This is a genomic window from Lysobacterales bacterium (genome assembly GCA_016703225.1).
Classification (GTDB): Bacteria; Pseudomonadota; Gammaproteobacteria; order Xanthomonadales; family Ahniellaceae; genus JADKHK01.
Genome location: JADJCM010000001.1, coordinates 1,169,709 through 1,196,051, shown reverse-complemented (window position 1 = coordinate 1,196,051; position 26,343 = coordinate 1,169,709). Strand labels below are relative to the sequence as shown.

Genomic DNA, 26,343 nt, shown 5'->3' with positions numbered 1-26,343 from the left:
TCGTCGAACCGACTACTCGAGTATCGCCGTGGCGTGCCGCAGCGCGCCGCAGCAGTGTCACTGGCGCCCGGACTAAACGGTCACAAAGGATACCCCCTGTTCCTCGAGGACCGCCGGGCGCCAGCCTTTTTCTGCCCGTCAGTGCAAAGAACGAACCAGACCGATCTGGCCTGGTTCGGGAGACGCCCGCGCGTCCGCGGGCAACGGCAGCTTCCCGGAGCGGCGCGTGGGCTGTCCCCTGTCAGCCAACCCGGCGCCTTTTCGCGCCTGCCCGACCCGGTGCGTTCAAGGTGACGCAGGACTCGCGCCACGCCCCGCCAAAATGTGCGCCCTTTCACAATTGCTTGCAGCGAAAAGCGTGAACTGCCGCACGCTTTGCACGCGCCTGGAAGGCGCTGAAAGCGTGGCGAATTGTGCCGTTCGGCGGAACCGACACGGCGCGGCAGTCTGCGACCGGAAAACTGACAAAATCGCGCCCCAGGCGCGCCACGAGACCGTTCGACACCATGGAGTTCAGCAGCACGTTCGACGTCATCGTGGTCGGTGGCGGCCATGCCGGCACCGAGGCCTGCCTCGCGGCCGCGCGCAAGGGCGCGCGCACGCTGCTGCTCAGCCACAACATCGAAACGCTCGGGCAAATGAGCTGCAATCCGGCCATCGGCGGCATCGGCAAGGGCCATCTGGTCAGGGAGATCGACGCGCTCGGTGGCTTGATGGCGCGCGCCGCCGACCATGCCGGCATCCAGTGGCGCACGCTCAATGCCAGCAAGGGCCCGGCGGTGCGCGCGACTCGCTGCCAGGCTGACCGCGCACTCTATAAAGCGTATGTGCGCCGGGTGCTGGAAACGACGCCGAACCTGACCTTGTTCCAGCAGGCGGTGGATGACCTGATCCTCGAGGGCGACCGCGTCGCCGGCGTCGTCACCCAGATGGGCCTGCGTTTCCGCGCGCCGAGCGTGGTGCTGACCGCGGGCACGTTCCTTGGCGGCAAGATTCATATCGGTTTCGAGACTCATGCCGGCGGTCGCGCTGGTGATCCGCCCGCGACCACGCTGGCATTGCGCCTGCGTGAACTGCCGCTGGGCGCCGATCGCCTGAAGACCGGCACGCCGCCGCGCATCGACGGCCGCAGCATCGACTACACGCAGCTCGAGGAACAACCCGGCGACACGCCGATGCCGGTGTTCAGTTTCCTTGGCGCGGTGTCCGACCATCCCGCCCAGGTCAGCTGCTGGATCACCCATACCAGCGAGCGCACCCACGACATCATCCGCGCCGGGCTCGACCGTTCGCCGCTGTACACCGGCAAGATCGAAGGCGTCGGCCCACGCTACTGCCCGTCGATCGAGGACAAGGTGGTGCGTTTCGCGGACAAGACCTCGCACCAGATCTTCATCGAGCCGGAAGGACTGGCCACCACCGAGATCTACCCGAACGGCATCTCGACCTCGTTGCCCTTCGATGTGCAGCTGGCCCTGGTGCGCTCGATCCAGGGCCTCGAACACGCGCACATCACCCGCCCCGGTTACGCGATCGAATACGACTACTTCGATCCGCGCGGGCTCAAGCATTCGCTCGAGACCAAAGCCATCGCCGGCTTGTTTTTCGCCGGCCAGATCAATGGCACCACCGGCTACGAAGAAGCCGGCGCGCAGGGCCTGATCGCCGGTCTCAATGCCGCGCTGCGGGTGCAGGGCCGCGAGTCCTGGTGCCCGCGCCGCGACGAGGCCTATGTCGGCGTGTTGATCGATGACTTGATCAGCAACGGCACCACCGAGCCCTACCGCATGTTCACCTCGCGCGCCGAGTACCGGCTGCAGTTGCGCGAGGACAATGCCGATGCACGCCTGACCGAACGTGGGCGCGAACTCGGCTGCGTCGACGACACGCGCTGGGACGCCTTTGCGCGCAAGCGTGATGCGGTTGCCGCCGAACATGCGCGCCTGGCGCGGGTGTTCGCGGCGCCGAACAATGCGCTCGGTGCCGAGATCGCGCAGACCCTCGGCATCACCCTGAAACGCGAAGCGAGTGCGCTTGAGCTGCTGCGTCGTCCCGAACTCGATTACGCGAAGCTGATGCAGGTCGCCTCGCTGGGTCCGGGCGTAGACGACAGCACCGTCGCCGAACAGGTCGAGGTCGGCATCAAGTACGCCGGTTACCTGGATCGCCAGCGCGAAGAGATCGAACGCCAGCGCCGGCACGAGGCCCTGGCGATTCCGCATGGCTTCGTCTACGCCGAAGTGCGTGGGCTGTCCGCCGAAGTCGGACAGAAGCTCGCGCGCGTGAAACCCGAGACCATCGGCCAGGCGGCACGCATCAGCGGCGTCACCCCGGCCGCGATCTCCCTGTTGCTGGTGCATCTGCGCCGCAGCCAACCCGACATCGCGAGAAGCGCATGAGCGAGCACCCCAAGGAAATCTGGATCGGCCGCGGCAACGACCAGCTCGGCCCGCATGACCTCGACAAGATTCGCCAGCTGCAGGCGCAGGGCAGCCTGCAGGCCAACGACCTGCTGTGGTGGGACGGGCTGGCCGAGTGGACTGCGCGCGACGCGGCCCTGGCCATGCTCGGCATCGAGATTGCATCGCCCGCGCCGATCGCACCTCCGCCGATGCCGACGCGCGCGGAACCGCCGCCGATGCCGGCGCCGCCGCCCGCTCGACCGAGGCCGACTGCGGCGCCCGCTGCGGTCGCTGCCGGCGCCTCGCCGGAACGCACGCGTGCGCTGATGTTCATGTTTGCGGGACTGATCATGTTCGCGGTACTGGCCGCCGCGGCTTTCGCGTTCCTGCGCATGCCCGCGTCGTCGCGGCCGGTATTCGGTCGCGGCGCGTCAGAACTGCGCGATGCACTCGCTGCCGCGAGCCTGTACAAGGTGGCCTACGCCGAATACGTGATGAGCACCGACAAGGTGCCGAAATCGCTGGCCGAAATCGGCTTCGAGAGCGCACCGATCGGCGCACTGCAGGAAGTGCGCATCCAGTCAGGCACGCTGTTGCTGCACACCAGCTACGGCACCTTGGCACTGCAGCCATATCGCAACAGCAACTACCAGATCGATTTCCGCTGCGGCTTCGCGGCTCCCCCGATCGGCATGCAGCCGCTTGGCACCATCGACTCCGCGTCCACGACCAGCATCGATCGCAGCGATCTGCCCGACGACTGTCGCTAGCTGGGTCGGTGCGGCCGAGAGTGCCGCTCGGCCGTCGAGGTCAACGCCTGAGCGTCGAGTGCGTTGTGGTTCGAAAGGAGGATCGCTTCAGCAATGCATTCGCCCAAACTTCGACTGATCACGTGCGGCTTGCTGGGTGTCCTGACGGGGACCGCCGTGCTTGGTCGGGCGCACGCCGGCGGCGTGGAGAACGACTGCGCCGATCCCTATTGGGCCTCGTCCTTGCGCTGCGCCGCGCATCCGCTGGAGTTGCCGCAACCGCCACCCGCTTCACCTACGCTGCCGACGCAGCTTCGTGAGTTCACCAGGGTCACGCTCAATGGCGATCTCGCAGTTCGCTGCCTCGACGGTACGCGCCCGGTAATTTACGTCGATCCTGCCGAGGGCGGGCCCTCATCGCGGTGGTTGATTTCGGTCACCGGCGGTGGTGCGTGCAGCGCCGAGGACCTTGACCAGAACGGCAGCTTCGAAAACGCGGACGCTTGCGCCGCACTCTACGCCGAGCCAGGCGAAGCCGACGAAATGGGTACCGCGGACGAGCCGGCGATGAAGACATTGGGCAGTGTTGGCACTTCGGAAGGACTGCTGAAGCCCGACCTGCAGCGCAACCCCGTGTTCGCGCGCTTCCATCGGGTGCGGATCGAGAAATGCAGCTACGACCGATTCAACGGACGATCCACGCATGAGGTCAGCGCAATCGTTCCTGGTTCTGGCGGCAGCGTCTCCTTCTCGTTGTTCCAACATGGACAGAAAATCATGCGGCTTGCCCTGGAAGCGCTTCGAGGCAGCGGTGCCGGTGCGCCGGGTATTGCGTATTCCAGCTATGTTGCCGATGGCATCGGTGGCGTCGTGCCGCAGGCGGTTCAATTGCCCTCGATTGCCGATGCGACCCAAGTGGTCTTCGTCGGCCATTCGGGGGGTGCCCATGGGCTTTACCACAACATCGACAGGCTGTCGGACGCGTTGGCCGCGGTGGCGGGATTTCATGGCGACGTGCGCGTGATCCATGACGCCAACTTCCTGCCCACTGCAGAAAACGAGGCAGCCTTTGACCCGGATTCCCCGGCCGGCCTGTTTGCACAACAATTTGCAGGGTCGTCCGCGCAACTGGGCAGCTACGACGGTAGCGAGTTCATTCGACTTCCCTCGGCGGACAACCGCTGGTACTTCGAGCAGTATCGGGCGTGGTTCGAGTCAGAGGGCGCTGCCCTGAGCACGATCTTCGACACCTCCTGTGCAGCAGCGCACGCTGGCTCAGGCGATCAGTGGAAGTGCAGGGATCGGCTGCATGTTCGACTACACCACGAAACCACGCCGGCGTTGCTGCGTGAGGACTTCCTGGACCCGAACGCGGAACATACCCAGAACGGCTTCGGACATGCGCTGCCTTGGGGGCCCTACGGCACCTATGGCCACTGTACCGTGTTTGGTTTCTCGCCCTGTCCGCCGCTGTTGCCTGTGGGCCCTGGCTCGGCGCATGAAGCTCGGCTGCTGACCCAAGCCCAAGGGTTCATGTCGGGGTTTGCCACTCAAAGCGAGTTGGCGACTGGAGCGGATGCCAGCGGACCTGTCCCGAGCGCGTTTCTGTGGATGCCCGAATGCGGCACACATGAGGGAACGTACGATGATGAAGCGTTCTACGATATCCGCCAGTTCGTCGGCGCGCGCGGCATGTCGCTGCGGGAACTGGCCGAAGCCTTCGTCGCCGCTCCAAGAACCGGGCGACACGAGGCCTGGGTCGATGGACTGAACGGTGCAGTCAGCGAGTGCGGGCCACGACTGCTGACGGACTCGTTCGAGCAATAGGGATCGCCTCCAGCAGCACGCGCCTGGGGATCTCGCGCGGCATCTCTGGCGTCGTGGTCGCAGCGATGCCCAGCGCCGCACTCGTCAACGAGCGCCAGCAGCGCATCGCGACCAGGTCCATTCCATGGCCATGCCAGTGTCGGTGCCGTCGTCGATGCGCGCGAGCAGCTTGCCGCTGTGGCTCAATGCATAACGCACGCGTTTCGGGAAATCGTGCGCTGGCTGCTCGAACATGATCTCGCCGATGGCGTGATGCACGGCCGGGAACACGGTTTCCGGCTTGCCACTCGGCTGCGCGCGGAACTGAAGGCCTTCGGCGTTGCGGGTGATGCGCATGAACTCGAAACCGAGCAGGCGGCCATCGCGGGTGTCGCGGTGCCAGCCGAGCAGCACGCCGGCCCTTTCGCTGCTCCAGTGTTCCTCGTTCTGCACGCCCTCGCGTTCGCCGCACCAGTCGCCGCTGAGCCAGGACAGGTCCGGCGCAGTAGCACCGGCAACTTCAGTCTGGCCGCCGGCGGTCACCACCGCGGCGGCCATGCAGGCGCCGAGCCCCATCAGGAAACGTGATCGCATCGTGTTCTCCAGGTTGTCTATCGCACATCCGGCGCGCACAGGTCGACGGCGCGCCGTTCCCACTCGAACATCTGCTCGATCTCCAGACCGTAGCGCGACGGCCTGCCGTGCGCGAACGCTGTCGATCGCCATGTTGCATGCAGAGCCGCGGCCTGCGCTGCCTGTTCCTCGCTCAATTCCGCCTCGCGCGCGTTGCCGACGAGGAATTCCGGCACCAGATCACCCATCAACAGGTCGAGCGCATGCGCCTTGATCGGGTCCGGCTCGATGGCGCTGGCGAGGAACAGGCCATCCGAGTTCACCCGGTTGTAGGCGCGCCAGAGCAACACCGCAGCATCGCTGTTGCCGGCGGCGAAGGCTTGCCATGCGAGGCGCGGTGCGTGCGCGCGAAACACGCGGATTTCGTCAGGCGAGGGAATGAACGAGGACAAACCGCCGCCCATCGCGAACAACAGTGCGGAAGGTGCATGTCCGCCTTGTGCGGCACCGAGCAAAGCCTCGGATCGGCCTTGCAGATCGGCGTCGGTGACACTGCTGCAATCTTGGGCAATCAGTTCGCCATCCGCCGAACGAAGCTCCTGCGTGCGATTCCTTGCCCAAGGCGCAAAGTTTTTTCGGCGTGCCGCGCAACCAATCGCCACGACTGCAAACCGGCAACGTGCGTAGTGATCTCCGGTCGTAGCTTGCTGTCGCCAGAACCGGATCTGCTCGACCGGCTTCGCGGTGTCCAGGTTGGGAGCGGCGATCATGCGATGACTGTCCTTGCGCGTTGCGTTCGCGTTGGTACGCGAAGGCATCGCGACTGCGCTCGGAAGAGGCGGAGAAATCGCTGTGACATCGGCGACTTCATCCCGTCGCCCGATGGCATTCTCGGACACGGAAACCGGAACCGCTGTTTCGTCGACAGCGAGCCACCGCGCTCCCAGCCAGGCGAGCAAGATCAACAGACACGCAGCAGTCGTCTTGCGCCAGCTCATGGGGTCAATCCGCAGCGCTCGACATTCATCATGTCGAAGCGATCCTTGAACTCGCCGCTCCGGAAGGGGCGCGGCTCGAAGTAGCGCTCGTAAAGAGCGTGAGCGCGCTCCCGGGCAATACGCTCAATGCTCGGCGTCGGTCCGTGCCACGGACTCATCGGCTGTCCCATGAATTCCTGGCGGAGATACCAGAACGTTGCAGCCGTCACCTCGTCCATCTGCAGGGCCTTTCCCAGAAGGGACATTTGCATGCCATCGCTTCCCATCGACAAGAGAAACGCCGCGAAGCGATCTCCACGCCGGATCAGCTCGGCGATGTAACGCGGCGCGCGTTGCCGATGCGCCTCCAGCCACTCCGGGTGGCGCAAGATCGCGTCGATGGACAGCAGCGGAACCCCTTCGGCATAGGCCAGCATTGCCGCACCCACACCCGCGTCTGCGGCCTGCTGTGCGTACTGGAAGCGCAGCTCCAGTTCGGATGCGGGCAAGTCCGCGCAGGTTTTCTCGCGGCCCGGCCGAAAGGTGTCTGTCGCCAGGCGCGCCATTCGCTCGATCGTCGCGTCGTCTTCACTGCGGGTCTGTCGAATCTCCGCCGGCGACGGTTGCAAACTGATCGACCAGGCACACGCACTCAAGGCCAGGCCGATATGACATGCCGCAACGTGATCACCGGCATCGGCGCGGGCCTTGAGGGCGGGCAGGACATCGACCAGTTTCGCGTCCCAGCGCGGCAGCGGCTCGGTGAAGGTGGGCGGCGGCGGCGGAGGTGCCTGCGACGCATCGGCGAGGGCTGCGAGCAGGTCGAGCTTCGTGTTTGGGTCGGCGGCGATTGCATCAGGCGCTGCCGGTGTCGATGCGGCGGCCTCGACCTTGGCCCCGGAGACATCGAATGCCGCCGCGGGCGGCGCATCGGTGTCGCCCGCACGAGTGCCCCAGAACAACCCGACGCCGACGGCGAGCGCACACAGGGTCAGGGTCCATCCACGTCGATCCATGCGCCAAGGATAGCGAACCGCCACAAAGTCGCCGAGTCGCGGGCGATATCATGCGCGCTTCGCTGACGCCGAGAATGCCGATGAACGCCACCCGCCACCGCAAGCCGCTGCCCGGCACTTTGTTGGCCTATTTCGACGCGCGTGCCGCGGTGGATGCGATTGCGCCGGGTGCGTACGCGAAGCTGCCCTACACCGCGCGCGTGCATGCCGAGAACCTGGTGCGGCGCGCCGATCCCGAGCGGCTCGACGCCTATCTCGGCCAGCTGATCGCACGTAAACGCGATCTCGACTTCCCGTGGTTTCCGGCGCGCGTGGTCTGCCACGACATCCTCGGTCAGACCGCGCTCGTCGACTTGGCTGGACTGCGCGATGCGATCGCCGACATGGGCGGCGACCCGGCCCAGGTCAACCCGGTGGTGCCGGTGCAATTGATCGTCGACCACTCGCTCGCGGTCGAACATGCCGGCTTCGAGCGCGATGCGTTCGCGAAGAACCGCGCCATCGAGGACCGCCGCAACGACGACCGCTTCCACTTCATCGACTGGACGCGCAAGGCCTTCCGCAATGTCGATGTGATCCCGCCCGGCAACGGCATCATGCACCAGATCAACCTGGAGCGAATGTCGCCGGTGATCCAGGTGCAGGACGGCGTCGCCTATCCCGACACCTGCGTCGGCACCGACAGCCACACCCCGCACGTCGACGCACTCGGCGTGATCGCGATCGGCGTCGGCGGACTCGAAGCCGAGAACGTGATGCTCGGTCGGGCGTCGTGGATGCGCCTGCCCGACATCACCGGTGTCGAACTCTCGGGCCGGCCGGCGCCGGGCATCACCGCGACCGACGTCGTGCTGGCGCTGACCGAATTCCTGCGCAAGGAGAAGGTCGTCGGCGCCTATCTCGAATTCCACGGCGAGGGTGCCGCCGCGCTGACGCTCGGCGATCGCGCGACGATCTCGAACATGGCGCCGGAATACGGCGCGACCGCGGCGATGTTCTTCATCGACCAGCAGACCATCGACTACCTGAAGCTGACCGGGCGCGACGATGCCCAGGTCCGGCTGGTCGAGACCTATGCGAAACACACCGGCCTGTGGGCCGATGCGCTCGCGACCGCCGAATACGAGCGCGTGCTGAAGTTCGACCTGTCGAGCGTCGTGCGCAACCTGGCCGGCCCATCGAACCCGCACAAGCGCCTGCCGACGTCCGCACTGGCCGAGCGCGAGATCGCGAAGTCGTGGAGGATGCCGGATGACGGCAGCATGCCCGATGGCGCGGTGATCATCGCCGCGATCACCAGTTGCACCAACACCAGCAACCCGCGCAACGTGATCGCCGCCGGCCTGCTCGCACGCAATGCGAACGCGCGCGGCCTCACCCGAAAGCCCTGGGTGAAATCCTCGCTCGCGCCGGGATCGAAGGCGGTGCAGCTGTATCTCGAGGAGGCGAAGCTGCTGCCCGAACTCGAACAGCTCGGCTTCGGCATCGTCGCGTTCGCCTGTACCACCTGCAACGGCATGTCGGGCGCGCTCGATCCGAAGATCCAGCAGGAGATCATCGATCGCGATCTGTATGCGACCGCGGTGTTGTCCGGCAATCGCAATTTCGACGGGCGCATCCATCCGTACGCGAAGCAGGCCTTCCTGGCGTCGCCGCCGCTGGTTGTCGCCTACGCGATCGCCGGCACCATTCGCTTCGACATCGAGAAGGACGTGCTCGGCATCGACCGCGATGGCAAGGAAGTGCGCCTCAAGGACCTGTGGCCGAGCGACGCCGAGATCGACGCGATCGTGAAGACGTCGGTGAAGCCGGAACACTTCCGCAAAGTCTACGACCCGATGTTCGCCCCGCGCGCCGGTGCCACCGGCAACATCAAGCCGCTGTATGACTGGCGCGCGCAGAGCACCTACATCCGCCGCCCGCCGTACTGGGAAGGTGCGCTCGCCGGCGCGCGCACGCTGAAGGGCCTGCGTCCGCTTGCCGTGCTTGGCGACAACATCACCACCGATCATCTCTCGCCGTCGAACGCGATCCTGCTCGACAGCGCGGCCGGTGAATACCTCGCGAAGATGGGCCTGCCCGAGGAGGACTTCAATTCCTACGCGACCCATCGCGGCGACCACCTGACCGCGCAACGCGCGACCTTTGCGAACCCGACCTTGTTGAACGAAATGGTGCGCAAGCCGGATGGCTCGGTGCAGAAGGGATCGCTGGCGCGCATCGAACCGGAGGGCCAGGTCACGCGCATGTGGGAGGCGATCGAGACCTACATGGCGCGCAAGCAGCCGTTGATCATCATCGCCGGCGCAGACTATGGCCAGGGCAGCTCGCGCGACTGGGCCGCCAAGGGCGTGCGCCTCGCCGGCGTCGAAGCCATCGTCGCCGAAGGCTTCGAACGCATCCATCGCACCAACCTGATCGGCATGGGCGTGCTGCCGCTCGAGTTCCAGCCGGGCACCACGCGCCTCACGCTCGGCCTCGACGGCAGCGAGACCTATGACGTGGTCGGCGAACGCAAGCCGCGCACGACGCTGACCCTGGTCGTGCATCGTCGCAACGGCGAGCGCCTCGAGGTGCCGGTCATCTGCCGCCTCGATTCCGATGAAGAGGTGTCGATCTACGACGCCGGCGGCGTGCTGCAGCGCTTCGCGCAGGACTTCCTGGCGGCGAAGACCGGGGCGGCGGCCTGAGCAGGCGCTGATCGGAGAAGGGGCTGATGCAAGCCGTCTGCGCCGATTCGTGGTCTTGGCGCTCCCCATGGCGGCTGATAGCATTGATATCGTTCCAGTGGAGGGCGCCTGATGTCCAGCCTGATCGTTCGTGGTGTCGATGATGCGGTGGTACGCGCCTTGAAGACGCGCGCGGCCCGACATGGACGCAGTACCGAGGCCGAGCATCGCTTGCTTCTGGCCGAGGCCTTGCTGCAGCCGCGACGCCGCTCTCTCGCCGAGGTGCTGGCCGAGATACCCGGTGTCGGCGAGGACGCAGACTTCACCCGCGCCCAGTCGGACGAGGCCGGGCGTGTATTTGATTGACACCAACGTCATCAGCGAAATCCGCAAAGCCGGGGCGGCCAATCCGGGAGTCACTGCCTTCTTCAAGCGTTGCACCGAGCGGGGCTTGCGGGTCTACCTGTCTGTCGTCACGGTGGGCGAATTGCGACGCGGCGTCGAACTGATTCGCCATCGCGGCGACAAACTGCAGGCCGAACGACTTGAGGCCTGGTTGGCAGTCGTCGTGCAGGACTACCGGGATTTCTTGCTGCCGTTGGATCTGGACATCGCCCAAGCCTGGGGCCGGTTGCGCGTGCCGCACCATGAAAATGCCCTGGACAAGCAGATCGCCGCAACCGCGCTGATGCATGACTTGACCCTGGTCACTCGCAACGCGGATGATTTCGCCGGAACCGGCGTGCGTCTCCTGAATCCGTTCGCGCCACTGGTCTGAGGCAAGATCGCTACCCTGACCACCCCCCTTTTTTCTTCTTGGCTCACGATGCAGCACTCATCCAATCCGCAACTCCGCATCGCCGCCACCTACATGCGCGGCGGCACCAGCAAGGGCGTGTTCTTCAAGCTCGAGGACTTGCCCACGGAAGCGCAGGTGCCGGGGCCGGCGCGCGACAGGATGCTGATGCGCGTGATCGGGTCGCCCGATCCCTATGCCAAGCACACCGACGGCATGGGAGGCGCGACCTCGAGCACCAGCAAGTGCGTGATCATCGCGAAGTCGAGCGTGCCCGATCACGATGTCGACTATCTCTACGGCCAGATCGCGATCGAACAGGCTTTCGTCGACTGGTCCGGCAACTGCGGCAACCTCAGTTCGGCGGTCGGGCCGTTCGCGATTGCGCATGGTCTGGTCGATGCGGCACGGCTGCCGCGCGACGGAAAGGCGACGGTACGCATCTGGCAGAAGAACATCGGCAAGACGATCATTGCGCATGTGCCGATGCGTGATGGCGCAGTGCAGGAACTCGGCGACTTCGAACTCGATGGTGTGACCTTCCCGGCCGCCGAGATCGAACTCGAGTTCCTCGACCCGGCCGAAGATGCGGGCGAGGGCGGCGGTTCGATGTTCCCGACCGGGAGTCTCATCGACACGCTCGAGGTACCCGGCGTCGGCTCGTTCGAGGCGACGATGATCAATTCCGGCATCCCGACCGTGTTCCTGAACGCGGCAGCGCTCGGGCTCAAGGGCACCGAACTGCAGCCCGACATCAATGGCGATGCTGCCCTGCTGGTGAAACTCGAGCGCATCCGAGCCTGCGCGGCGCTGCGCATGGGCCTGATCGAGGACCTCGCCGAGGCGGCGACGCGCCAGCACACGCCGAAGATCGCCTTCGTCGCGCCGCCGCAGGCCTACACCGCGTCGAGCGGCAAACGCATCGAAGCAGGTGATGTCGATGTGCTGGTGCGCGCGCTGTCGATGGGCAAGCTGCACCACGCGATGATGGCGACCTGTGCCGTGGCGATCGCGACCGCCGCCTCGGTGCCCGGCACCCTCGTCAACCTCGCCGCCGGCGGCGGCCCGCGCGATGCCGTGCGCTTCGGCCATCCAAGCGGCACCCTGCGTGTCGGCGCCAAGGCCGAACAACGCGACGGCCAGTGGACCGTCACCAAGGCGATCATGAGCCGCAGCGCCCGCGTGTTGATGGAAGGCTACGTGCGCGTGCCGAAGGTGTGGTGACAAGTGGGTTCGGCTTTAGCCGAACGCTCCTGGCTGCTGGAAAAGCGTTCGGCTAAAGCCGAACCCACGAAGAGCTGCAAACCCACATAGAGCTGCATCGGCGAGGAAGATTGCTAGAATCGCGCCCCGCTGCATCCATTCGCATCGATCGCTGACCTGGCGCGATCCCTCCCGGAGCTTTTCCCCGCATGCTGAAAATCGCCCAACGCATCGCCGCCGACATCGGCGCGACGCCCGCGCAAGTGAATGCCGCCGTGACCCTGCTCGACGAAGGCGCGACCGTGCCCTTCATCGCGCGCTACCGCAAGGAAGTGACCGGTGGCCTCGACGACACCCAGCTGCGCACGCTCGAGGAGCGCCTGTCCTACCTGCGCGAACTCGAAGACCGGCGCGGCGCGATCCTGGCGAGCATCGAGGAACAGGGCAAGATGACCGACGCGCTGCGCGGCGACCTCCTTGCCGCCGACTCCAAGGCGCGCCTCGAAGACCTGTATCTGCCGTACAAGCCCAAGCGCCGCACCAAGGCGCAGATCGCGCGCGAAGCCGGTCTCGAACCGCTGGCCGACGCGCTAACCCAGGACCCGAACCGCGATCCGCAGGTCGAAGCGCTCGCGTTCATCGATGCCGACAGAGGCGTTGCCGACATCAAGGCCGCACTCGACGGCGCGCGCGCGATCCTGATGGAGCGCTGGAGCGAGATGCCGGTGCTGGTCGGTGCCCTGCGCGACTGGCTCTGGGACGGCGCGCTGATCCGCGCCAAGGTCATCGACGGCAAGCAGAACGAGGCTGCGAAGTATCGCGACTATTTCGATCACGCCGAGCCGATCAAGGCGATTCCCTCGCACCGCCTGCTGGCGCTGATGCGTGCGCGCAACGAAGGATTCCTCGATCTGGAACTAATGCCGCGCGCCGGCCAGCAGCACATCGTGCGTGCGAACAACGACGAGGGCGCGCTCGACGAGATGGCCAAGGCCGGCCACCAGCTGGCCGAAGGCCTGGTCGCGAGGCAGGTCGGCATCAGCGCTGCCGGTCGTGCTGCGGACACCTGGTTGCTCGAATCCGTGCGCCTCACCTGGCGCGTGAAGCTGTCCCTGTCGCTGACGCTGGACCTGTTCGGTCGCGCCCGCGAGGCTGCCGAAGACGAGGCGATCCGCGTCTTCGGCGACAATCTCAAGGACCTGATGCTGCAGGCGCCGGCCGGACCCAAGGTCGTGCTCGGTCTCGATCCCGGCCTGCGCACCGGCGTCATGATCGCCGCGGTCGACGCCACCGGCAAGGTGCTGACCACCGGCGCGGTGTTCCCGCACCAGCCGATGAATCGCTGGGACGAGGCGATCGCGCAGCTCGCCGCCGGTTGTCGTCAGCTCGGCGTGCAGCTGGTCTCGATCGGCAATGGCACCGGCTCGCGCGACACCGAGAAACTGGTCGGCGAACTCGCGAAGAAACATCCGGACCTCAAGATCGCGAAAGTGGTGGTCAGCGAAGCCGGCGCCTCGGTGTACTCGGCTTCGGAACTGGCCGCGAAGGAATTCCCGGACATGGACGTGTCCTATCGCGGTGCGGTCTCGATCGCCCGCCGGCTACAAGACCCGCTGGCGGAACTGGTGAAGATCGATCCCAAGGCGATCGGTGTCGGCCAGTACCAGCACGACGTGAACCAGGTGAAGCTGGCACGTGCGCTCGATGCGCGAGTGGAAGACTGCGTGAACGGCGTCGGCGTTGATCTCAATACGGCCTCGCAGCCGCTGCTGGCGCGCGTCGCCGGCCTGTCGGCGAGTGTCGCCGAGAACATCGTCAAGTACCGCGATCAGCACGGCGCGTTCAAGTCGCGACGTGATCTGCTGAAGGTGCCGCGTCTCGGCGACAAGGCTTTCGAGCAGTGCGCCGGCTTCCTGCGCATCGCGGGCGGTGAACATCCGCTCGATGCCTCGGGCGTGCATCCGGAAGCCTATCCGGTGGTCGAGCGCATTCTCGCCAAGGCCGGCAAGGACATCCGTGTGCTGATCGGCGACAGCAAGACGCTGCGCGGCCTCAATCCCGCCGAGTTCACCGACGACAAGTTCGGTGTGCCGACGGTGCGCGACATTCTCAAGGAACTCGAGAAGCCGGGCCGCGACCCGCGTCCGGAGTTCGTGACCCCGGCCTTCGCCGAAGGCGTCGAGGACCTCAAGGACCTCAAGCCCGGCATGTTGCTCGAAGGCCGCATCTCCAACGTCGCCGCCTTCGGTGCCTTCGTCGACATCGGCGTGCACCAGGATGGCCTGGTGCATGTGTCGGCGCTGTCGAGCAAGTTCGTGAAGGACCCGCGCGAGGTGGTGAAGGCCGGCGATATCGTCAAGGTCAAGGTGCTCGAGGTGGATTTGTTGCGCAAGCGCGTTGCGCTGACCATGCGCCTCGACGATCCGATCGGCGAAGCGAAGGCGACACCCGGCCAGCGCCCGGATGCACGCGCCGGTGCGTTCAAGGCACCGGCGCAGAAAGCCCCGCCCTCAAACCACGCCTTTGCTGACGCTTTCGCTCGCGCGAAGCGGACGTGACCGCCCTTCCCGCCACGGTGCGTGGACACTGCGGCGATAGACTCGCGCGATGCGCTTCTTTCTCGTCTGTGGCCTGGCACTAGGGTTCGCCTGCAGCGGAGCGGCGCGCGCATCGTCGAGCGGCGCGCCGATCTGCCATGTCGACCAGATCATCGGCTGCCCGATGGGCTTTCCGGTGCCGAGCGGCGCCGGCATCTATGCGCTGCAGATCGTGCCGGCAGCGTATACCCCGGGCCAGCCCATCACCATCTCGGTGCTTCCAGGGAACACGTTCTCGCTGCTGAACGGCATCCTGCTCTACGTCGAGCGCCCGGACCAGCTCGGCGGCGACGGCTACCCGCTCAAGGTCGGGGACTTCAGCGTGCCGCCCGCGGGCGTGCAGCTGGCCTGCGCGTTCAATCCGACCACGCAAGCGCTGACCCATGACGGTGGCGGCAATCTGGCGTTGCCGATCGGCTTCACCTGGACCGCGCCGGTGGGCCTGGACGTGCCGCTGCGGGTGCGGGCGATGCTGGTGCGTGCCGGCAGCGAGTACAACTGGGACAATGCGCCGTTCGAGGTCTTCAGCATCGACCTGCCGCGTTCGCCCCTCCTGTTCACCGACAGCTTCGAGTAACCCATGCATCCGCAAGGCAAGCGTTTTGAAGGCACCGACCGCTACATCGCCACCGAGGACCTGATGCTCGCGGTCAATGCCGCCATCACCCTGCAGCGGCCGCTGCTGATCAAGGGTGAACCCGGCACCGGCAAGACCCTGCTCGCCGAGGAAGTCGCACGCTCGCTCGGCACGCCGCTGATCGAATGGCACATCAAGTCCAGCACCAAGGCGCAGCACGGTTTGTACGAGTACGACGCGGTCTCGCGCCTGCGCGACTCGCAGCTCGGCGACGCGCGCGTCGCCGACATCCGCAATTACATTGTGCCCGGCAAGTTGTGGGAGGCGTTTGCATCCGAACAGCGCGTGGTACTGCTGATCGACGAGATCGACAAGGCCGACATCGAATTCCCGAACGACCTGCTGCGTGAACTCGACCGCATGGACTTCTACGTCTACGAGACGCAGGAAACCATCCGCGCCAAACACCGTCCGATCGTGATCATCACCAGCAACAACGAGAAGGAGTTGCCGGACGCGTTCCTGCGCCGTTGTTTCTTCCACTACATCAAGTTTCCCGATGCCGAGACCCTGACCCGCATCGTCGATTCGCACTACCCGGGTATCAAGCGCGAACTGGTCAACGAGGCGTTGCAGGCGTTCTTCCATGTGCGCGAGGCGCCGGCCCTGAAGAAGAAGCCGAGCACTTCGGAACTGCTCGACTGGATCAAGCTGCTGGTCGCCGAGGACATTCCGCTCGAGGTGCTGCGTGAGAAGAACGCGCGCAAGGTCTTGCCACCGCTGTATGGCGCGCTGGTGAAGAACGAGGCCGACGTGCAGCTGTTCGAGAAGCTCGCGTTCCTGGCGCGACGCGGCGGATGAGCGCGCGGCGGAGCATCGATGGGCGCTGAGGTCACGCCGCCGCCAATCACCCTGGTGGTGAAATCCGGGCCGCCGCGCGGCAATGTCGGTCCGCTCGCGGCACGTGACTGGCGCCTCGGACGCGCCGCCGACAACGAGATCTCGCTGATCGACATCGCGGTGTCGCGCCAGCACGCCCTGCTCGGGGTGCGCGAGGGGCGCTGGTGCATACGCGATCTCGGCAGCACGCGCGGTACCCATCTCAACGCCGAGCGCTTGCAAACCGAGCGCGACGTGGCGCTGGTCGCTGGCGACCAACTGCGCATCGGTTCCTGGATCTTCGAAGTGCGCTTCGCGGCCCCGGTGAGTGCGCCTACACCGGCGTCCCTGAGCCGGCCGCAGACGCTTGGCTCGGTGCCGCAACAACGCTTGCGCGCGCTGTTCGCGCTGGCGCACACGGCGCAGCACGCCGAGGACGAACCGGCACTGCTGAATGCGCTGTGTCGTGATCTCGGCGCCAGCCTGGCCTACGACCGAGTCGCCGTGCTGCGCGGCGAGATCGACGAGGTGCAGGTGTGCGCGCTGCATGCCCGCGCCGGCGCTAGCGAGCGTGGCTTCAGCACTACGCTGTTGCGGGTGGCCGAACCCGAGGAGCCGGCGGTGTTCGAGTCGATCGCGGCGAGCGACCTTGGCGCCAGCTTGATCGCGCACCCGGTCGCGCATGCGGTGTGCCTGCGCCTGAGCGGCGTGTCCGAACCGACCTGGCTGTATCTGGATCGCGCCGAACCGTTCCAGGACCGCGACGGCAGCGTGCTTGCCTACGTCGAGGCGGCGGCACGCATCGCGGCGCTGGCGATCTCGCATCGCGAAGGCCTGCAAGCCGCCGCCGAGCATGAGCGTCTGGCCGCCGAGCAGTCGCAGGCGCGGCGCGTGCAGCTGCAACTGTGCGCGTCGCGCAGCGGTCGCCTCGCCGCACTCGACTATGCGTTCAGCACCGAGCCCGGTGCCGGCATGTGTGGGGACTTCATCGACGTGCTCGAAGCGCGCGACGGCGCAGTCTGGTGCTTCGTCGGCGATGTCGTCGGCCATGGCACCGCGGCCGCGCTGCTGATGGCGACCGCGCTCGCGATCCTGCGCAGCGAATGCCGCCGCTCGGATTCACCCGCAGCGGTGGCCGACCATCTTGCTGCCGAGTTGGCGGCGGTGCTCGCGCCGGGTCAGTTCGTGACGCTGTGGCTGGCGCGAATCGACCGCGACGGCCGCGCCGACATCGTCGACGCCGGCCACGGTCACGCTTGGATCGCAGCCGCCGACAACGCGGTGCAGGCACTGCGGGTGAGCGGCCATCCGCCGATCGGCGTACTGCCGGACCCCCGCCATCACGTCGAAAGCATCCTGCTGGGACCGGCGACACGCCTGGTCATCGCCACCGATGGCTTCATCGAAGGCGCGCCCGACGGCTCGATCATCGCGGCCATCGAAAGCGTGCGCGCGCACAGCAGCGAACCGCAGCGCCTGCTCGCCGAACTCGCCGCCCAACACCCGCGCGGCGAGGACGACGCCAGCGTGCTGGTGCTCGAACGCCGCGCCTAGCGCCCGCGCTGCTCGGCCAGGGCGATGCGCGCCAGCGACTTTTTCACCCGCTCATGTTCGGCGCCGAAGGTCGAGACCAGACCTTCGTGGCTCGCACGCAGCTCCGCTAGCGCTTCGTCATAGCGACCGAGCTTGGTCAGGCATTCGCCGTAATTGTTGCGGAAGATTGCGACGTAGGGATGTTCGGCACCGACCATGCTGACGGCCTCGTCGATGCCACGCTCGAACTCGGTGGCGGCTTCCTCGAACCGCTCCATTTCCATCAGCAGCATCGCCAGATTGTTGCGGTTGCCGATACTTTCCTGTCCGCGAAGCGACGGATTGTCCTCGACGAGGCGGAGCACTTCGCGGAAAAGCGTTTCGGCCTCGGCGTTTCGTTGCAGGTCGTCCAACAGATAGGCCCGCGTGTTGAGTATGCTCTGTCCCAGATAGGTTGCGCGGCCGATTCCGGCATCAAGGCGAGAAAGCAGGTCAAGCGACATCCTGTCGGCGGCGTCCAGGTTCCCCTGCTTCACCGTAACGTTGAGCAAGTTGAGCAGCGTTGTGAGCGTGGATGGGTGGTTGCGTCCGAAGATCTTGACCGAACTCTGAAACGCTGCGGAGAGCAATTCGTGCGCCCGGTCAAGCTCGTTCATGCGATGCAGCAACGTGCCCAGATTGTTCTGATCCTCCTGGATCTGAAGCTCATTTCCAGAAACGGTCGACTCACGCAACAGCCCTTCCATCTGGCTTCTGGCGTCGTCGGCGTTCCCCAGGTCGCGAAGCAGCAAGGCCATGTCTTGCCGAACACTTCGAAGGCTGTCCGAGGAAGCACCCAGTGTGTGCGCGGAAAGCGCAGACTCCAACAATCGCCGAGCTTCGGCTTGATCGCCCCCCCGCTCGGCAACTTTGGCGCGATAGCGAATCGCCTCCACGCGCATGGGATCCCGCGAGCTCAGGAATGCCTCGACCGGTGGAAGCTCCGACTCAAGTTCTCGCGAGGCTTCGTCGTTGCGATCGGTTGAGGTGAGCGCCGCAACGTGAACCAGAATCGCCTCGGCCTTGGCGGAGGCGTGTTCCGCGCTTGTGGGCAGACTTGCGATGGCGCGCTTGCTCATCGCGAGGGCGTCGTCGTATTGCCCCAGCGTCCGGTATGCGTCGCCGAGAAGTAACGCGACCTCACCGGCAACGAGAGGCTGCGACGCAAGCTTTCCATCCAGCGCCCGCTCGGCTGCCTTCAAGAGATCAACGACCGCAACTGGTTTGCCCTGGTTACTGAATGCGCTCGCGCCTCTGAGCATCTGCTTGGTGAAATCATTGACCGCATTCGCCACGGCAGTCTTCGACTCTGCAATCGCGCGCGCCTCGCGTTCCTTCTGAGCCGACACCAGCGCGAACGCGGTGGCGGCGAGCAGGGCGAGCATGGCGATCGCGGCGGCGGTGACCAGGGCGCGGTGGCGGCGGGCGAACTTGCGGGCGATGTAGAACGCGCTCGGTGCGCGCGCCAGGATCGGGCGGTGGTCGAGGTAGCGCTCGAGATCGGCGGCGAGGTCGGCGACGCTGGCGTAGCGTTGCGACGGCGACTCCGCCAGCGCCTTCATCACGATGGTGTCGAGGTCGCCACCGAACTTCGGCACGATCTTCGCGAGCGGCACCATCGGCTTGCGTTCGGCGCTCTTGATCGCCGAGAACAGGGAACTGGCATCGAGTTCGCGCGGGCGCCGGCCGGCGAGCAGTTCGTACAGGATCACGCCGAGCGCGAACACGTCGGTGCGCACATCGATGCGGTGCGACTCGCCGCGCAACTGCTCTGGGCTCATGTAGGGAATGGTGCCGACCACCTGGCCGGCTTCGGTCAGACGCGTCGCGCCATCGCTGCCGGCGCCGAGCACGCGGGCGATGCCGAAGTCCATGATCTTCGGGCGGCCTTCCGTGTCGACCAGAATGTTCGCCGGCTTCAGGTCACGATGGATCACGCCGCGCTGGTGGGCATGCTGCACGCCATGGCAAACCTCGACCATCAGGCGCACACGGGCGTCGGCATCGAGCGCGCGCGCATCGGCATCGGCCAGCAGGTTGCGGCCGCGCACCAGCTCCATCGCCAGGAACGGAATGCCGGCGCCGTGGCCGCTGTCGACCCCGGTGGCAAACACGTGCGCGATGATCGGGTGGTCGAGCAGGGCCAGCGCCTCGCCTTCCAGCTCGAAGCGACGCAGTGCCCCGGGATCGTCCTGGGTGCCGCGCAACACCTTGAGCGCGACCTCGCGCTGCGGGTTCTGCTGTTCGGCCAGGTACACCGCGCCCATGCCGCCGCGCCCAAGCAGGCCGAGGATGCGGAATTCGCCGATCTGCTCGGGCAGCGAACGGTCTGGCGCGCCGCGCGGGTTGGCGGCGGTGTCGGCGAGCAACACGTCGGCGCTGCCGGTTGCGCCGTCCGTGCGCGTCTGGGGTTGGTCGTGCTGGCTCATGCATGCGCTCGTGTGGCCCGATCCGGAAATCTGCCACAGCCGCGAGTAATCGTCACCGCGGCCGCGGCCTTTGGCACAATGCGTTCATGTTGACGAGTTTCTTCCTGGCCCTGCGCGCCGGTGGCCTCAAGCCCGGCGTTGGCGAATACCTGACCCTGCTCGAAGCGGTCCGCGCCGGGCTGGCTGATGTGTCAATCGAGCGTTTCCACGCGCTGGCGCGACTCACGCTGGTCAAGGACGAAACCCAGTACGACCGCTTCGACCGAATCTTCGGGCAGTACCTCGACGGCATCCACACCGTCTTCGACGCCGAGGGCACGGTGCCGGAGGAGTGGTTGCGCCAGCAGATGCAGCGGCTGCTGACCGAGGAGGAGAGAGCCGCGTTGCAGAAACTCGGCAGCTTCGAGGAGCTGATGCGCACGCTCGCCGAGCGCCTCAAGGAACAGAAGGGACGCCATGAAGGCGGCAATCGCTGGATCGGCACCGGTGGCACCTCGCCCTTCGGCCACGGCGGATTCAATCCCGAGGGCGTGCGCATCGGCGGCAAGGGCGGCGCGCGCCGTGCGGTCAGGGTCTGGGAGCAGCGCCAGTTCCGCAACCTCGACGACCAGCTCGAACTCGGCACGCGCAACCTCAAGCTCGCGCTGCGCAAGCTGCGCCGCTTCGCGCGCAACGCCGAGCGCGAGGAGTTCGATCTGGACGCGACCATCAGCGGCACCGCGCGCAATGCCGGCTGGCTCGACCTGCGCTACCGGCGCGAGCGCCACAACGCGATCAAGCTGATGGTGCTGTTCGACATCGGCGGCTCGATGGACGAACACATCCGTCTGTGCGAGGAGCTGTTCTCCGCCGCGCGCAGCGAATTCAAGCACCTCGAGCACTTCTACTTCCACAATTTCCTCTACGAACGCTTGTGGAAGGACAACCATCGTCGTTACGGCGAGACCCACGCCACCTTCGACCTGATGCACAAGTTCCCGCACGACTGGCGCGTGGTCATCGTCGGCGACGCCAGCATGGCGCCGTACGAAATCAGCGAACCCGGCGGCAGCATCGAACACTGGAACGAGGAAAGCGGTGCGACCTGGATGCAACGCATCGTTGCCACTTGGCCGAAGCTGGTCTGGATCAACCCGGTACCGCAACCCAACTGGGACTGGACACCGAGCATCCAGATGACCAAGTCGCTGATCGGCGACCGCATGTTCCCGCTCACCCTCGCCGGCATCGACCAGGCAATTGCGGCACTGCGGCGATAGCGACTGGTGACGCCGAAAACCGCGCTTGCGGCGCGTGTGCGGTGGTCGTAGCATACGCCGTATGACACACCGACCCTACCCGCCCGCACGGGTCAATGCCCGCATCGATCGAGTGGCGGAGGAGCAGTTGCGCTACGTCACCGAGCACACCCAGATGAACGTCACCGAAGCACTCAAGGCGTCGATCGCGCTGATGTACGCGAAGGTCAGCAGCGAGCAGCTGAGCGCGTATGACATCATGAAGCGTTCCGGCTTCATCGGCATGGGCGACAGCGGCCACAGCGATGGCTCGACGAACTACAAGTCGCTGATCGCCGAGTCCCTCGCGCGCAAGCACGGCTGACATGTTGATCGCTGACACCGGCTTCTTCTATGCGCTTGCCGATCGCCGTGACCGCCACCATGCGCGAGCCGAAGAAGCCCTGGCGGCCGTGCGCGAGCCCCTGGTGACGACTTGGCCGGTGCTCACCGAAACGACGCACCTGATGCAGCTGCGCCTGGGCGCGAAGGTGGCGTCGAGATTCCTGCAGGTCGTCGCGGATGGCTTCTGCGCCGTGCAAGCGATCGAAGCTGCAGAATTGCCGCGCATCACGGTGATGATGAAGAAGTACGCCAACTTGCCGATGGACTTGGCCGATGCCTCACTGGTCTGGCTCGCCGAACACCTCGACGATGGACGCATCCTGAGCACCGACCAACGCGACTTCAAGACCTATCGCTTCAAGAACCACAAGCCATTCAAGAACGTGCTGCTGACGGATTGAAGCGGGCAAGCGGGAGTTTTCGCCAGCAAGGCTGCATTCGCCCTCAGAACGCCGGCCAACACACCCGATTGCGCCCCGCGGCCTTGGCGCGGAATAGTTCGGCGTCGGCGGCGCGCATGAATTCGGCGCTGGTCTGGAAGCCCTTGTGCCACTGCACGCAGCCGATGCTGGTGGTGATCTGGCGCGGCACGCCGCCTGGCGTGACGCGCAGCGCCTCGATGGCGCGGCGCAGGGCTTCGCTGTAGTCGATCGCCTTCTGCAGCGGGGTATTGGTCAGGATCACCGCGAACTCCTCGCCGCCGAGCCGGCCGCCGTGGAAACCCCCGAGCAGGGCGTTGCGGATGACGGTGGCGACGCCACGCAGCACCTCGTCGCCGGCGAGATGGCCGAGCTCGTCGTTGATGCGCTTGAAGTGATCCAGATCGACAAACGCGAGTGACAGCGGCGCGCCGCCCTGCGCCAGCAGCACCTGCCGCTCCAGCGTCTCGCGCCAGGCGCGGCGGTTCGGTAGCCCGGTCAGGGCGTCGACCGTCGCCATCTCGACCATGGCCTGGTGGTAACGGTCTTCGAGACTTTCGCGGCGCATGAACTTGAGCACCGCTTCGCCGACGGCGATCTGGTCGCCATCCTGCAATTCGACGCGCGTGGCCGGTTCCTCGTTGACCAGGGTCTGGTTGGTGGAGCCGAGGTCTTCCAGCACATAGCAACTGCCCTCGAAGGCGATGCGGCAGTGCTGGCGCGAAACGCTGGCGTGCGGGATTTGCAGGTCGCTGGAGGCGGACCGACCGACCACAACCGCCTGGTCGCCGATCTCGATCTGGGCGCCGACGTTTTCACCATGGATGACGACGACGCGCGCGCCCGGCCGACCACGACTGTCGCCGAGGTGCAGGCGCAGGCGTTGCGTGGTTTGCGGGTCGGGTCCGGACATGGCGGAAGTGTACGCGCTGCGCCCCGCTCCCGCACCGCAGGCCACGGCTCGTCACGTTGTCGGCGTCGTGGCGTGGTCGCGGCCGGGGTGCGCGGCTATCGTCGCGGCTTCGTCCGGGAGCGCCTTATGCCGCAAGCAGCCAAATCGATTCGCGACCTGTTGCTGGGGGCGGCCTTGATCGTCGCCTGCAACAGCCATGCCCTCGACAGTCGCGACCCCACTGATCCACGCTGGCAGGCGTGGGAGCAACATCGCTCGCTGCAGCAGTCGTCTCCGCTGCAAGGCATGAAATGGCGGGCGCTCGGGCCGACCCTGCAGGGCGGGCGCGTGCTCGATGTCGAGTCGATCCCCGGCGAGCCCTACGGTTTCTACGTTGCCTACGCGAGCGGCGGGGTGTGGAAGACGACCAACAACGGCGTCGGCTTCGAGCCGCTCAGCGATGCCCTGCCGACCATGATCACCGGCGACATCGCGGTTGATCCGAACCGGCCCGAGCGCCTGTGGATCGGTTCCGGCGAGCCGAACTCGTCGCGCTCCAGTTACGGCGGCATGGGCGTGTTCCTGAGCGAGGACGGTGGCAAGAGCTTCGTGCACAAGGGCCTGACCGACGTCGACCGGATCAGCCGGGTGCTGGTGCATCCGAAGGACAGCGCGCGCGTCTGCGTCGCTGCAATCGGCCGCCTGTATTTGCGCGGCGGTCGCCGTGGCGTGTTCTGCACGCGCGACGACGGAAGCACCTGGACGCAGGTGCTCGTGGGCAAGGGAGACACCGGCGCGATCGATCTCGCCTTCGATCCGAACGACCCGGAGACGCTGTACGCGGCGACCTGGGAGCGTTCGCGCACGGCCTGGAACTTCGTCGAATCGGGCGCAGGCTCGGGCATCTGGAAGTCGAGCGACGGTGGTGACCACTGGCTGCGACTCGACGGCGGTCTGCCGCGCGGTACACACGTTGGCCGCATCGGTCTGGCGGTCGCCACTTCGAAGCCGGGCACGCTCTACGCCAGCATCGACAACTGGGCCGAGCTGCCCGCAGACCGCCAGGACCTCGGTGACCGGCCGCTTTCGGCGCGGCGCCTGAAACAGATGTCGAAGGACGAATTCCTGGCGCAGGACCCGGAAGAAATCGAGAGTTTCATCCGCGACAACGACCTCGACACCGAACTCGACGCCAAGGCGCTGATCGCCAAGATCAAGGCGGACGAGGTCACGGTGCAGGACCTGGCGAATGCGCTCAACGACGCCGAGGCGGCGCTGTTCAACACCGACATCCATGGCCTGGAGCTGTGGCGCTCCGACGACGCCGGTGCCAGTTGGCGCAAGACCCACGACGATATGCTCAGCGAAGTGACCTACACCTACGGCTACTACTTCGGCCAGGTGCGGGTGTCGCCGACGGATGCCGAGCGCGTGTACCTGCTCGGCGTGCCGGTGATCACGTCGGGCGATGGCGGCAAGACCTTCAGCGGCATGAACCCGCCGAGCGTGCATGTCGATCATCATGCCTGGTGGATCGATGCCGCGAACCCGAGCCGCATGATCGGCGGCAATGATGGCGGCCTCGACGTCAGCTACGACGGCGGCAAGAGCTGGCTCAAGCTCGACGCGCAGCCGGTCGGGCAGTTCTACACCGTCGGCGTGGACCTGGCCGAGCCGTTCAACATCTACGGCGGCCTGCAAGACAACGGCACCTGGAAAGGTTCCTCGGAAGCGAAGTGGGACGATGCCGAGGCCTGGTCCTTCATCGGTGGCGGCGACGGCATGCACGTTGCAATCGACCCGCGCGACGCCAGCGTGATCACCGGCTACCAGTTCGGGTTCTATCGTTCGTCCAAGGGCCACGAGGTGCGACCGCGCGAGAAGCTCGGCGATCCGGCGCTGCGCTACAACTGGAACACGCCGGTGATCCTGAGCCCGCACAACGCCGACGTCGTCTACTTCGGCGCCAACCGCCTGTTCCGCTCCTTCGACCAGGGCAAGACCTGGGCGGCGATCAGTGCGGACCTGACGAACAGTCGCAACCGCGGCGACGTGCCCTACGCGACCATCACCTCGCTCAGCGAATCACCGAAGCAGTTCGGCCTGATCTGGGCCGGCACCGACGACGGCCAGGTCTGGGTCACCAGCGGTGGCGGCAACGACTGGCGCGAGGTCTCGGCCAAGCTGCCCGAGCGCTGGGTGTCGCGCGTGTTCGCGTCGCAGCACGTGCGCGAGCGTGCTTACGTCAGCTTCAACACCTATCGCAACGACGAGGCCGTTGCGCTCGTGTTCGTGACCGAGGATCTGGGTCGCAACTGGAAGTCGATCGCCGCCAACCTGCCCGCCGAGGCGATCAACGTGATCAAGGAAGACCCGGTGAATCCGCAGCTGCTCTACGTCGGCAGCGACCGCGGCGTGTATGCCTCGCTCGATCGCGGCAGCCACTGGGAAGCGCTCGATGCCGGCCTGCCGAACGTGCCGGTGCATGATCTCGTCGTGCATCCGCGCGACCGTCGCCTGGTCGCGGCCACGCATGGTCGCAGCGTCTGGATCGTCGACGTGCTGCCGCTGCAGGACCTGAGCGCCGACGTGCGCGCCAAGCCCGTGCACCTGTTCCACGTCGACGAGATCGAGGCCGATCGCGGCTGGCGTTCGCGTCCCTCGCGCTGGTTCGATGAAACCCCGTTTCTGCCCAAGGCGACGATCCACTATTGGGCGGCGCAGGCGGGCCCGGGCACGCTGCGCGTTCGCGATGGCGACAAGCGCCTGTTGCGCGAGATCGCGGTCGATGCCGAGCGCGGCATCAACACGCTGGAGTGGGACCTGCTGGTCGACGCCAAGCTCGCGCTCGCGGCCGAGCAGGATGCGTTGCAAGCGAAACCCATCGCTGCCGAGTCAAAGGGCGCGCCAGCAGACAAGGCCGAGGCCAACGCGGAGCCCGAGGATGGCAGCGGTCGACTGGCGAAGACGCCCTACGCCGAGTCGATCCGCCTCGGCCATCGGCTCTACGCCGTGCCCGCCGACTACACGCTCGAGCTGAGCCTCGCCGGTGCCAGCAGCGAGACCAAGCTCGCGATCAAGCCGCCCGAAGCGCGCAAGCCGCGCGCCCAGCCGGCGCCGAAGCTGCGCGGGCGCGAGGACTGAACCTGCTGCGGCATTGGCGAC

Annotated in this window: 21 protein-coding genes; 15 read left to right on the top strand and 6 right to left on the bottom strand. The window is 66.3% G+C overall.

Annotated elements, in window-relative coordinates:
- Positions 1–334: 334 nt before the first annotated feature.
- Entirely contained in the window at positions 335–523 is a 189-nt protein-coding gene (locus IPG63_05135; GenBank protein MBK6726634.1) for a hypothetical protein, read from the bottom strand.
- On the opposite strand from IPG63_05135, the gene mnmG reads away from it, so the two are divergent.
- The 3 genes from mnmG to IPG63_05120 all read left to right on the top strand — a co-directional run bounded on the left by mnmG (position 507) and on the right by IPG63_05120 (position 4,978).
- On the top strand, positions 507–2,399 hold the full coding sequence (mnmG, locus tag IPG63_05130) for a tRNA uridine-5-carboxymethylaminomethyl(34) synthesis enzyme MnmG (GenBank protein ID MBK6726633.1): 1,893 nt from the start codon (positions 507–509) through the stop codon (positions 2,397–2,399). The two genes, IPG63_05135 and mnmG, sit on opposite strands and share 17 nt — an antisense overlap.
- Positions 2,396–3,172 carry a DUF4339 domain-containing protein gene (locus IPG63_05125; protein MBK6726632.1) on the top strand — a complete coding sequence of 259 codons (777 nt, stop codon included), beginning with the start codon at positions 2,396–2,398 and terminating at the stop codon, positions 3,170–3,172. The genes mnmG and IPG63_05125 overlap by 4 nt, the downstream gene beginning before the upstream one ends.
- A 93-nt stretch (positions 3,173–3,265) precedes the next feature.
- A complete protein-coding gene (locus IPG63_05120) occupies positions 3,266–4,978 on the top strand; it encodes a hypothetical protein (GenBank protein ID MBK6726631.1) in 1,713 nt (570 codons plus the stop codon).
- A gap of 84 nt (positions 4,979–5,062) precedes the next feature.
- On the opposite strand, the gene IPG63_05115 is transcribed toward IPG63_05120, so the two are convergent.
- The 3 genes from IPG63_05115 to IPG63_05105 form a co-directional block, all read right to left on the bottom strand.
- Complete coding sequence (locus tag IPG63_05115; protein ID MBK6726630.1) at positions 5,063–5,551, bottom strand: hypothetical protein; 489 nt, start codon at positions 5,549–5,551, stop codon at positions 5,063–5,065.
- Positions 5,552–5,568: 17 nt separating this feature from the next.
- Complete coding sequence (locus IPG63_05110) at positions 5,569–6,300, bottom strand: hypothetical protein (GenBank protein MBK6726629.1); 732 nt, start codon at positions 6,298–6,300, stop codon at positions 5,569–5,571.
- Between the two features lie 224 nt (positions 6,301–6,524).
- Positions 6,525–7,523 (bottom strand): hypothetical protein, encoded by a 999-nt coding sequence (locus tag IPG63_05105; protein MBK6726628.1) that lies wholly within the window; start codon positions 7,521–7,523, stop codon positions 6,525–6,527.
- An 80-nt stretch (positions 7,524–7,603) separates the two neighbouring features.
- On the opposite strand from IPG63_05105, the gene acnD reads away from it, so the two are divergent.
- From acnD to IPG63_05065, 8 genes are all read left to right on the top strand, one after another.
- On the top strand, positions 7,604–10,213 hold the full coding sequence (gene acnD, locus IPG63_05100) for a Fe/S-dependent 2-methylisocitrate dehydratase AcnD (GenBank protein ID MBK6726627.1): 2,610 nt from the start codon (positions 7,604–7,606) through the stop codon (positions 10,211–10,213).
- A 111-nt stretch (positions 10,214–10,324) separates the two neighbouring features.
- On the top strand, positions 10,325–10,558 hold the full coding sequence (locus tag IPG63_05095) for a DNA-binding protein (protein ID MBK6726626.1): 234 nt from the start codon (positions 10,325–10,327) through the stop codon (positions 10,556–10,558).
- The gene (locus IPG63_05090; protein MBK6726625.1) at positions 10,545–10,970 is read left to right on the top strand and encodes a type II toxin-antitoxin system VapC family toxin; all 426 of its coding nucleotides are present in this window, start codon (positions 10,545–10,547) and stop codon (positions 10,968–10,970) included. Before IPG63_05095 ends, IPG63_05090 begins: the two co-directional genes overlap by 14 nt.
- Before the next feature lie 48 nt (positions 10,971–11,018).
- Positions 11,019–12,212 carry a 2-methylaconitate cis-trans isomerase PrpF gene (gene prpF, locus IPG63_05085; GenBank protein ID MBK6726624.1) on the top strand — a complete coding sequence of 398 codons (1,194 nt, stop codon included), beginning with the start codon at positions 11,019–11,021 and terminating at the stop codon, positions 12,210–12,212.
- A 188-nt stretch (positions 12,213–12,400) separates the two neighbouring features.
- Positions 12,401–14,749 carry an RNA-binding transcriptional accessory protein gene (locus IPG63_05080; GenBank protein MBK6726623.1) on the top strand — a complete coding sequence of 783 codons (2,349 nt, stop codon included), beginning with the start codon at positions 12,401–12,403 and terminating at the stop codon, positions 14,747–14,749.
- A 49-nt stretch (positions 14,750–14,798) separates the two neighbouring features.
- Positions 14,799–15,365, top strand: a complete 567-nt coding sequence (locus tag IPG63_05075; protein ID MBK6726622.1) for a hypothetical protein — start codon at positions 14,799–14,801, stop codon at positions 15,363–15,365.
- A 3-nt stretch (positions 15,366–15,368) separates the two neighbouring features.
- Positions 15,369–16,226: a MoxR family ATPase gene (locus IPG63_05070; protein ID MBK6726621.1), complete on the top strand. Its 858-nt coding sequence runs from the start codon at positions 15,369–15,371 to the stop codon at positions 16,224–16,226.
- An 18-nt stretch (positions 16,227–16,244) separates the two neighbouring features.
- Positions 16,245–17,798, top strand: coding sequence for a SpoIIE family protein phosphatase (locus IPG63_05065; GenBank protein ID MBK6726620.1), 1,554 nt, complete (start codon positions 16,245–16,247; stop codon positions 17,796–17,798).
- Here IPG63_05065 and IPG63_05060 read toward each other — a convergent pair.
- Positions 17,795–20,245 carry a tetratricopeptide repeat protein gene (locus tag IPG63_05060; GenBank protein MBK6726619.1) on the bottom strand — a complete coding sequence of 817 codons (2,451 nt, stop codon included), beginning with the start codon at positions 20,243–20,245 and terminating at the stop codon, positions 17,795–17,797. The genes IPG63_05065 and IPG63_05060 overlap by 4 nt on opposite strands.
- A gap of 86 nt (positions 20,246–20,331) precedes the next feature.
- Between IPG63_05060 and IPG63_05055 the strand changes: the two genes are divergently transcribed.
- From IPG63_05055 to IPG63_05045, 3 genes are all read left to right on the top strand, one after another.
- Positions 20,332–21,504, top strand: a complete 1,173-nt coding sequence (locus tag IPG63_05055) for a VWA domain-containing protein (protein ID MBK6726618.1) — start codon at positions 20,332–20,334, stop codon at positions 21,502–21,504.
- Between the two features lie 61 nt (positions 21,505–21,565).
- Positions 21,566–21,847, top strand: a complete 282-nt coding sequence (locus IPG63_05050; protein ID MBK6726617.1) for a hypothetical protein — start codon at positions 21,566–21,568, stop codon at positions 21,845–21,847.
- A 1-nt stretch (position 21,848) separates the two neighbouring features.
- A complete protein-coding gene (locus tag IPG63_05045) occupies positions 21,849–22,268 on the top strand; it encodes a PIN domain-containing protein (protein ID MBK6726616.1) in 420 nt (139 codons plus the stop codon).
- Positions 22,269–22,311: 43 nt separating this feature from the next.
- Here the strand turns inward: IPG63_05045 and IPG63_05040 are convergent, their stop codons facing one another.
- Positions 22,312–23,199, bottom strand: a complete 888-nt coding sequence (locus tag IPG63_05040; protein ID MBK6726615.1) for a GGDEF domain-containing protein — start codon at positions 23,197–23,199, stop codon at positions 22,312–22,314.
- A 126-nt stretch (positions 23,200–23,325) separates the two neighbouring features.
- Here IPG63_05040 and IPG63_05035 point away from each other — a divergent pair, with 126 nt between their 5' ends.
- Positions 23,326–26,322: a glycosyl hydrolase gene (locus IPG63_05035; GenBank protein ID MBK6726614.1), complete on the top strand. Its 2,997-nt coding sequence runs from the start codon at positions 23,326–23,328 to the stop codon at positions 26,320–26,322.
- Positions 26,323–26,343: the final 21 nt, after the last annotated feature.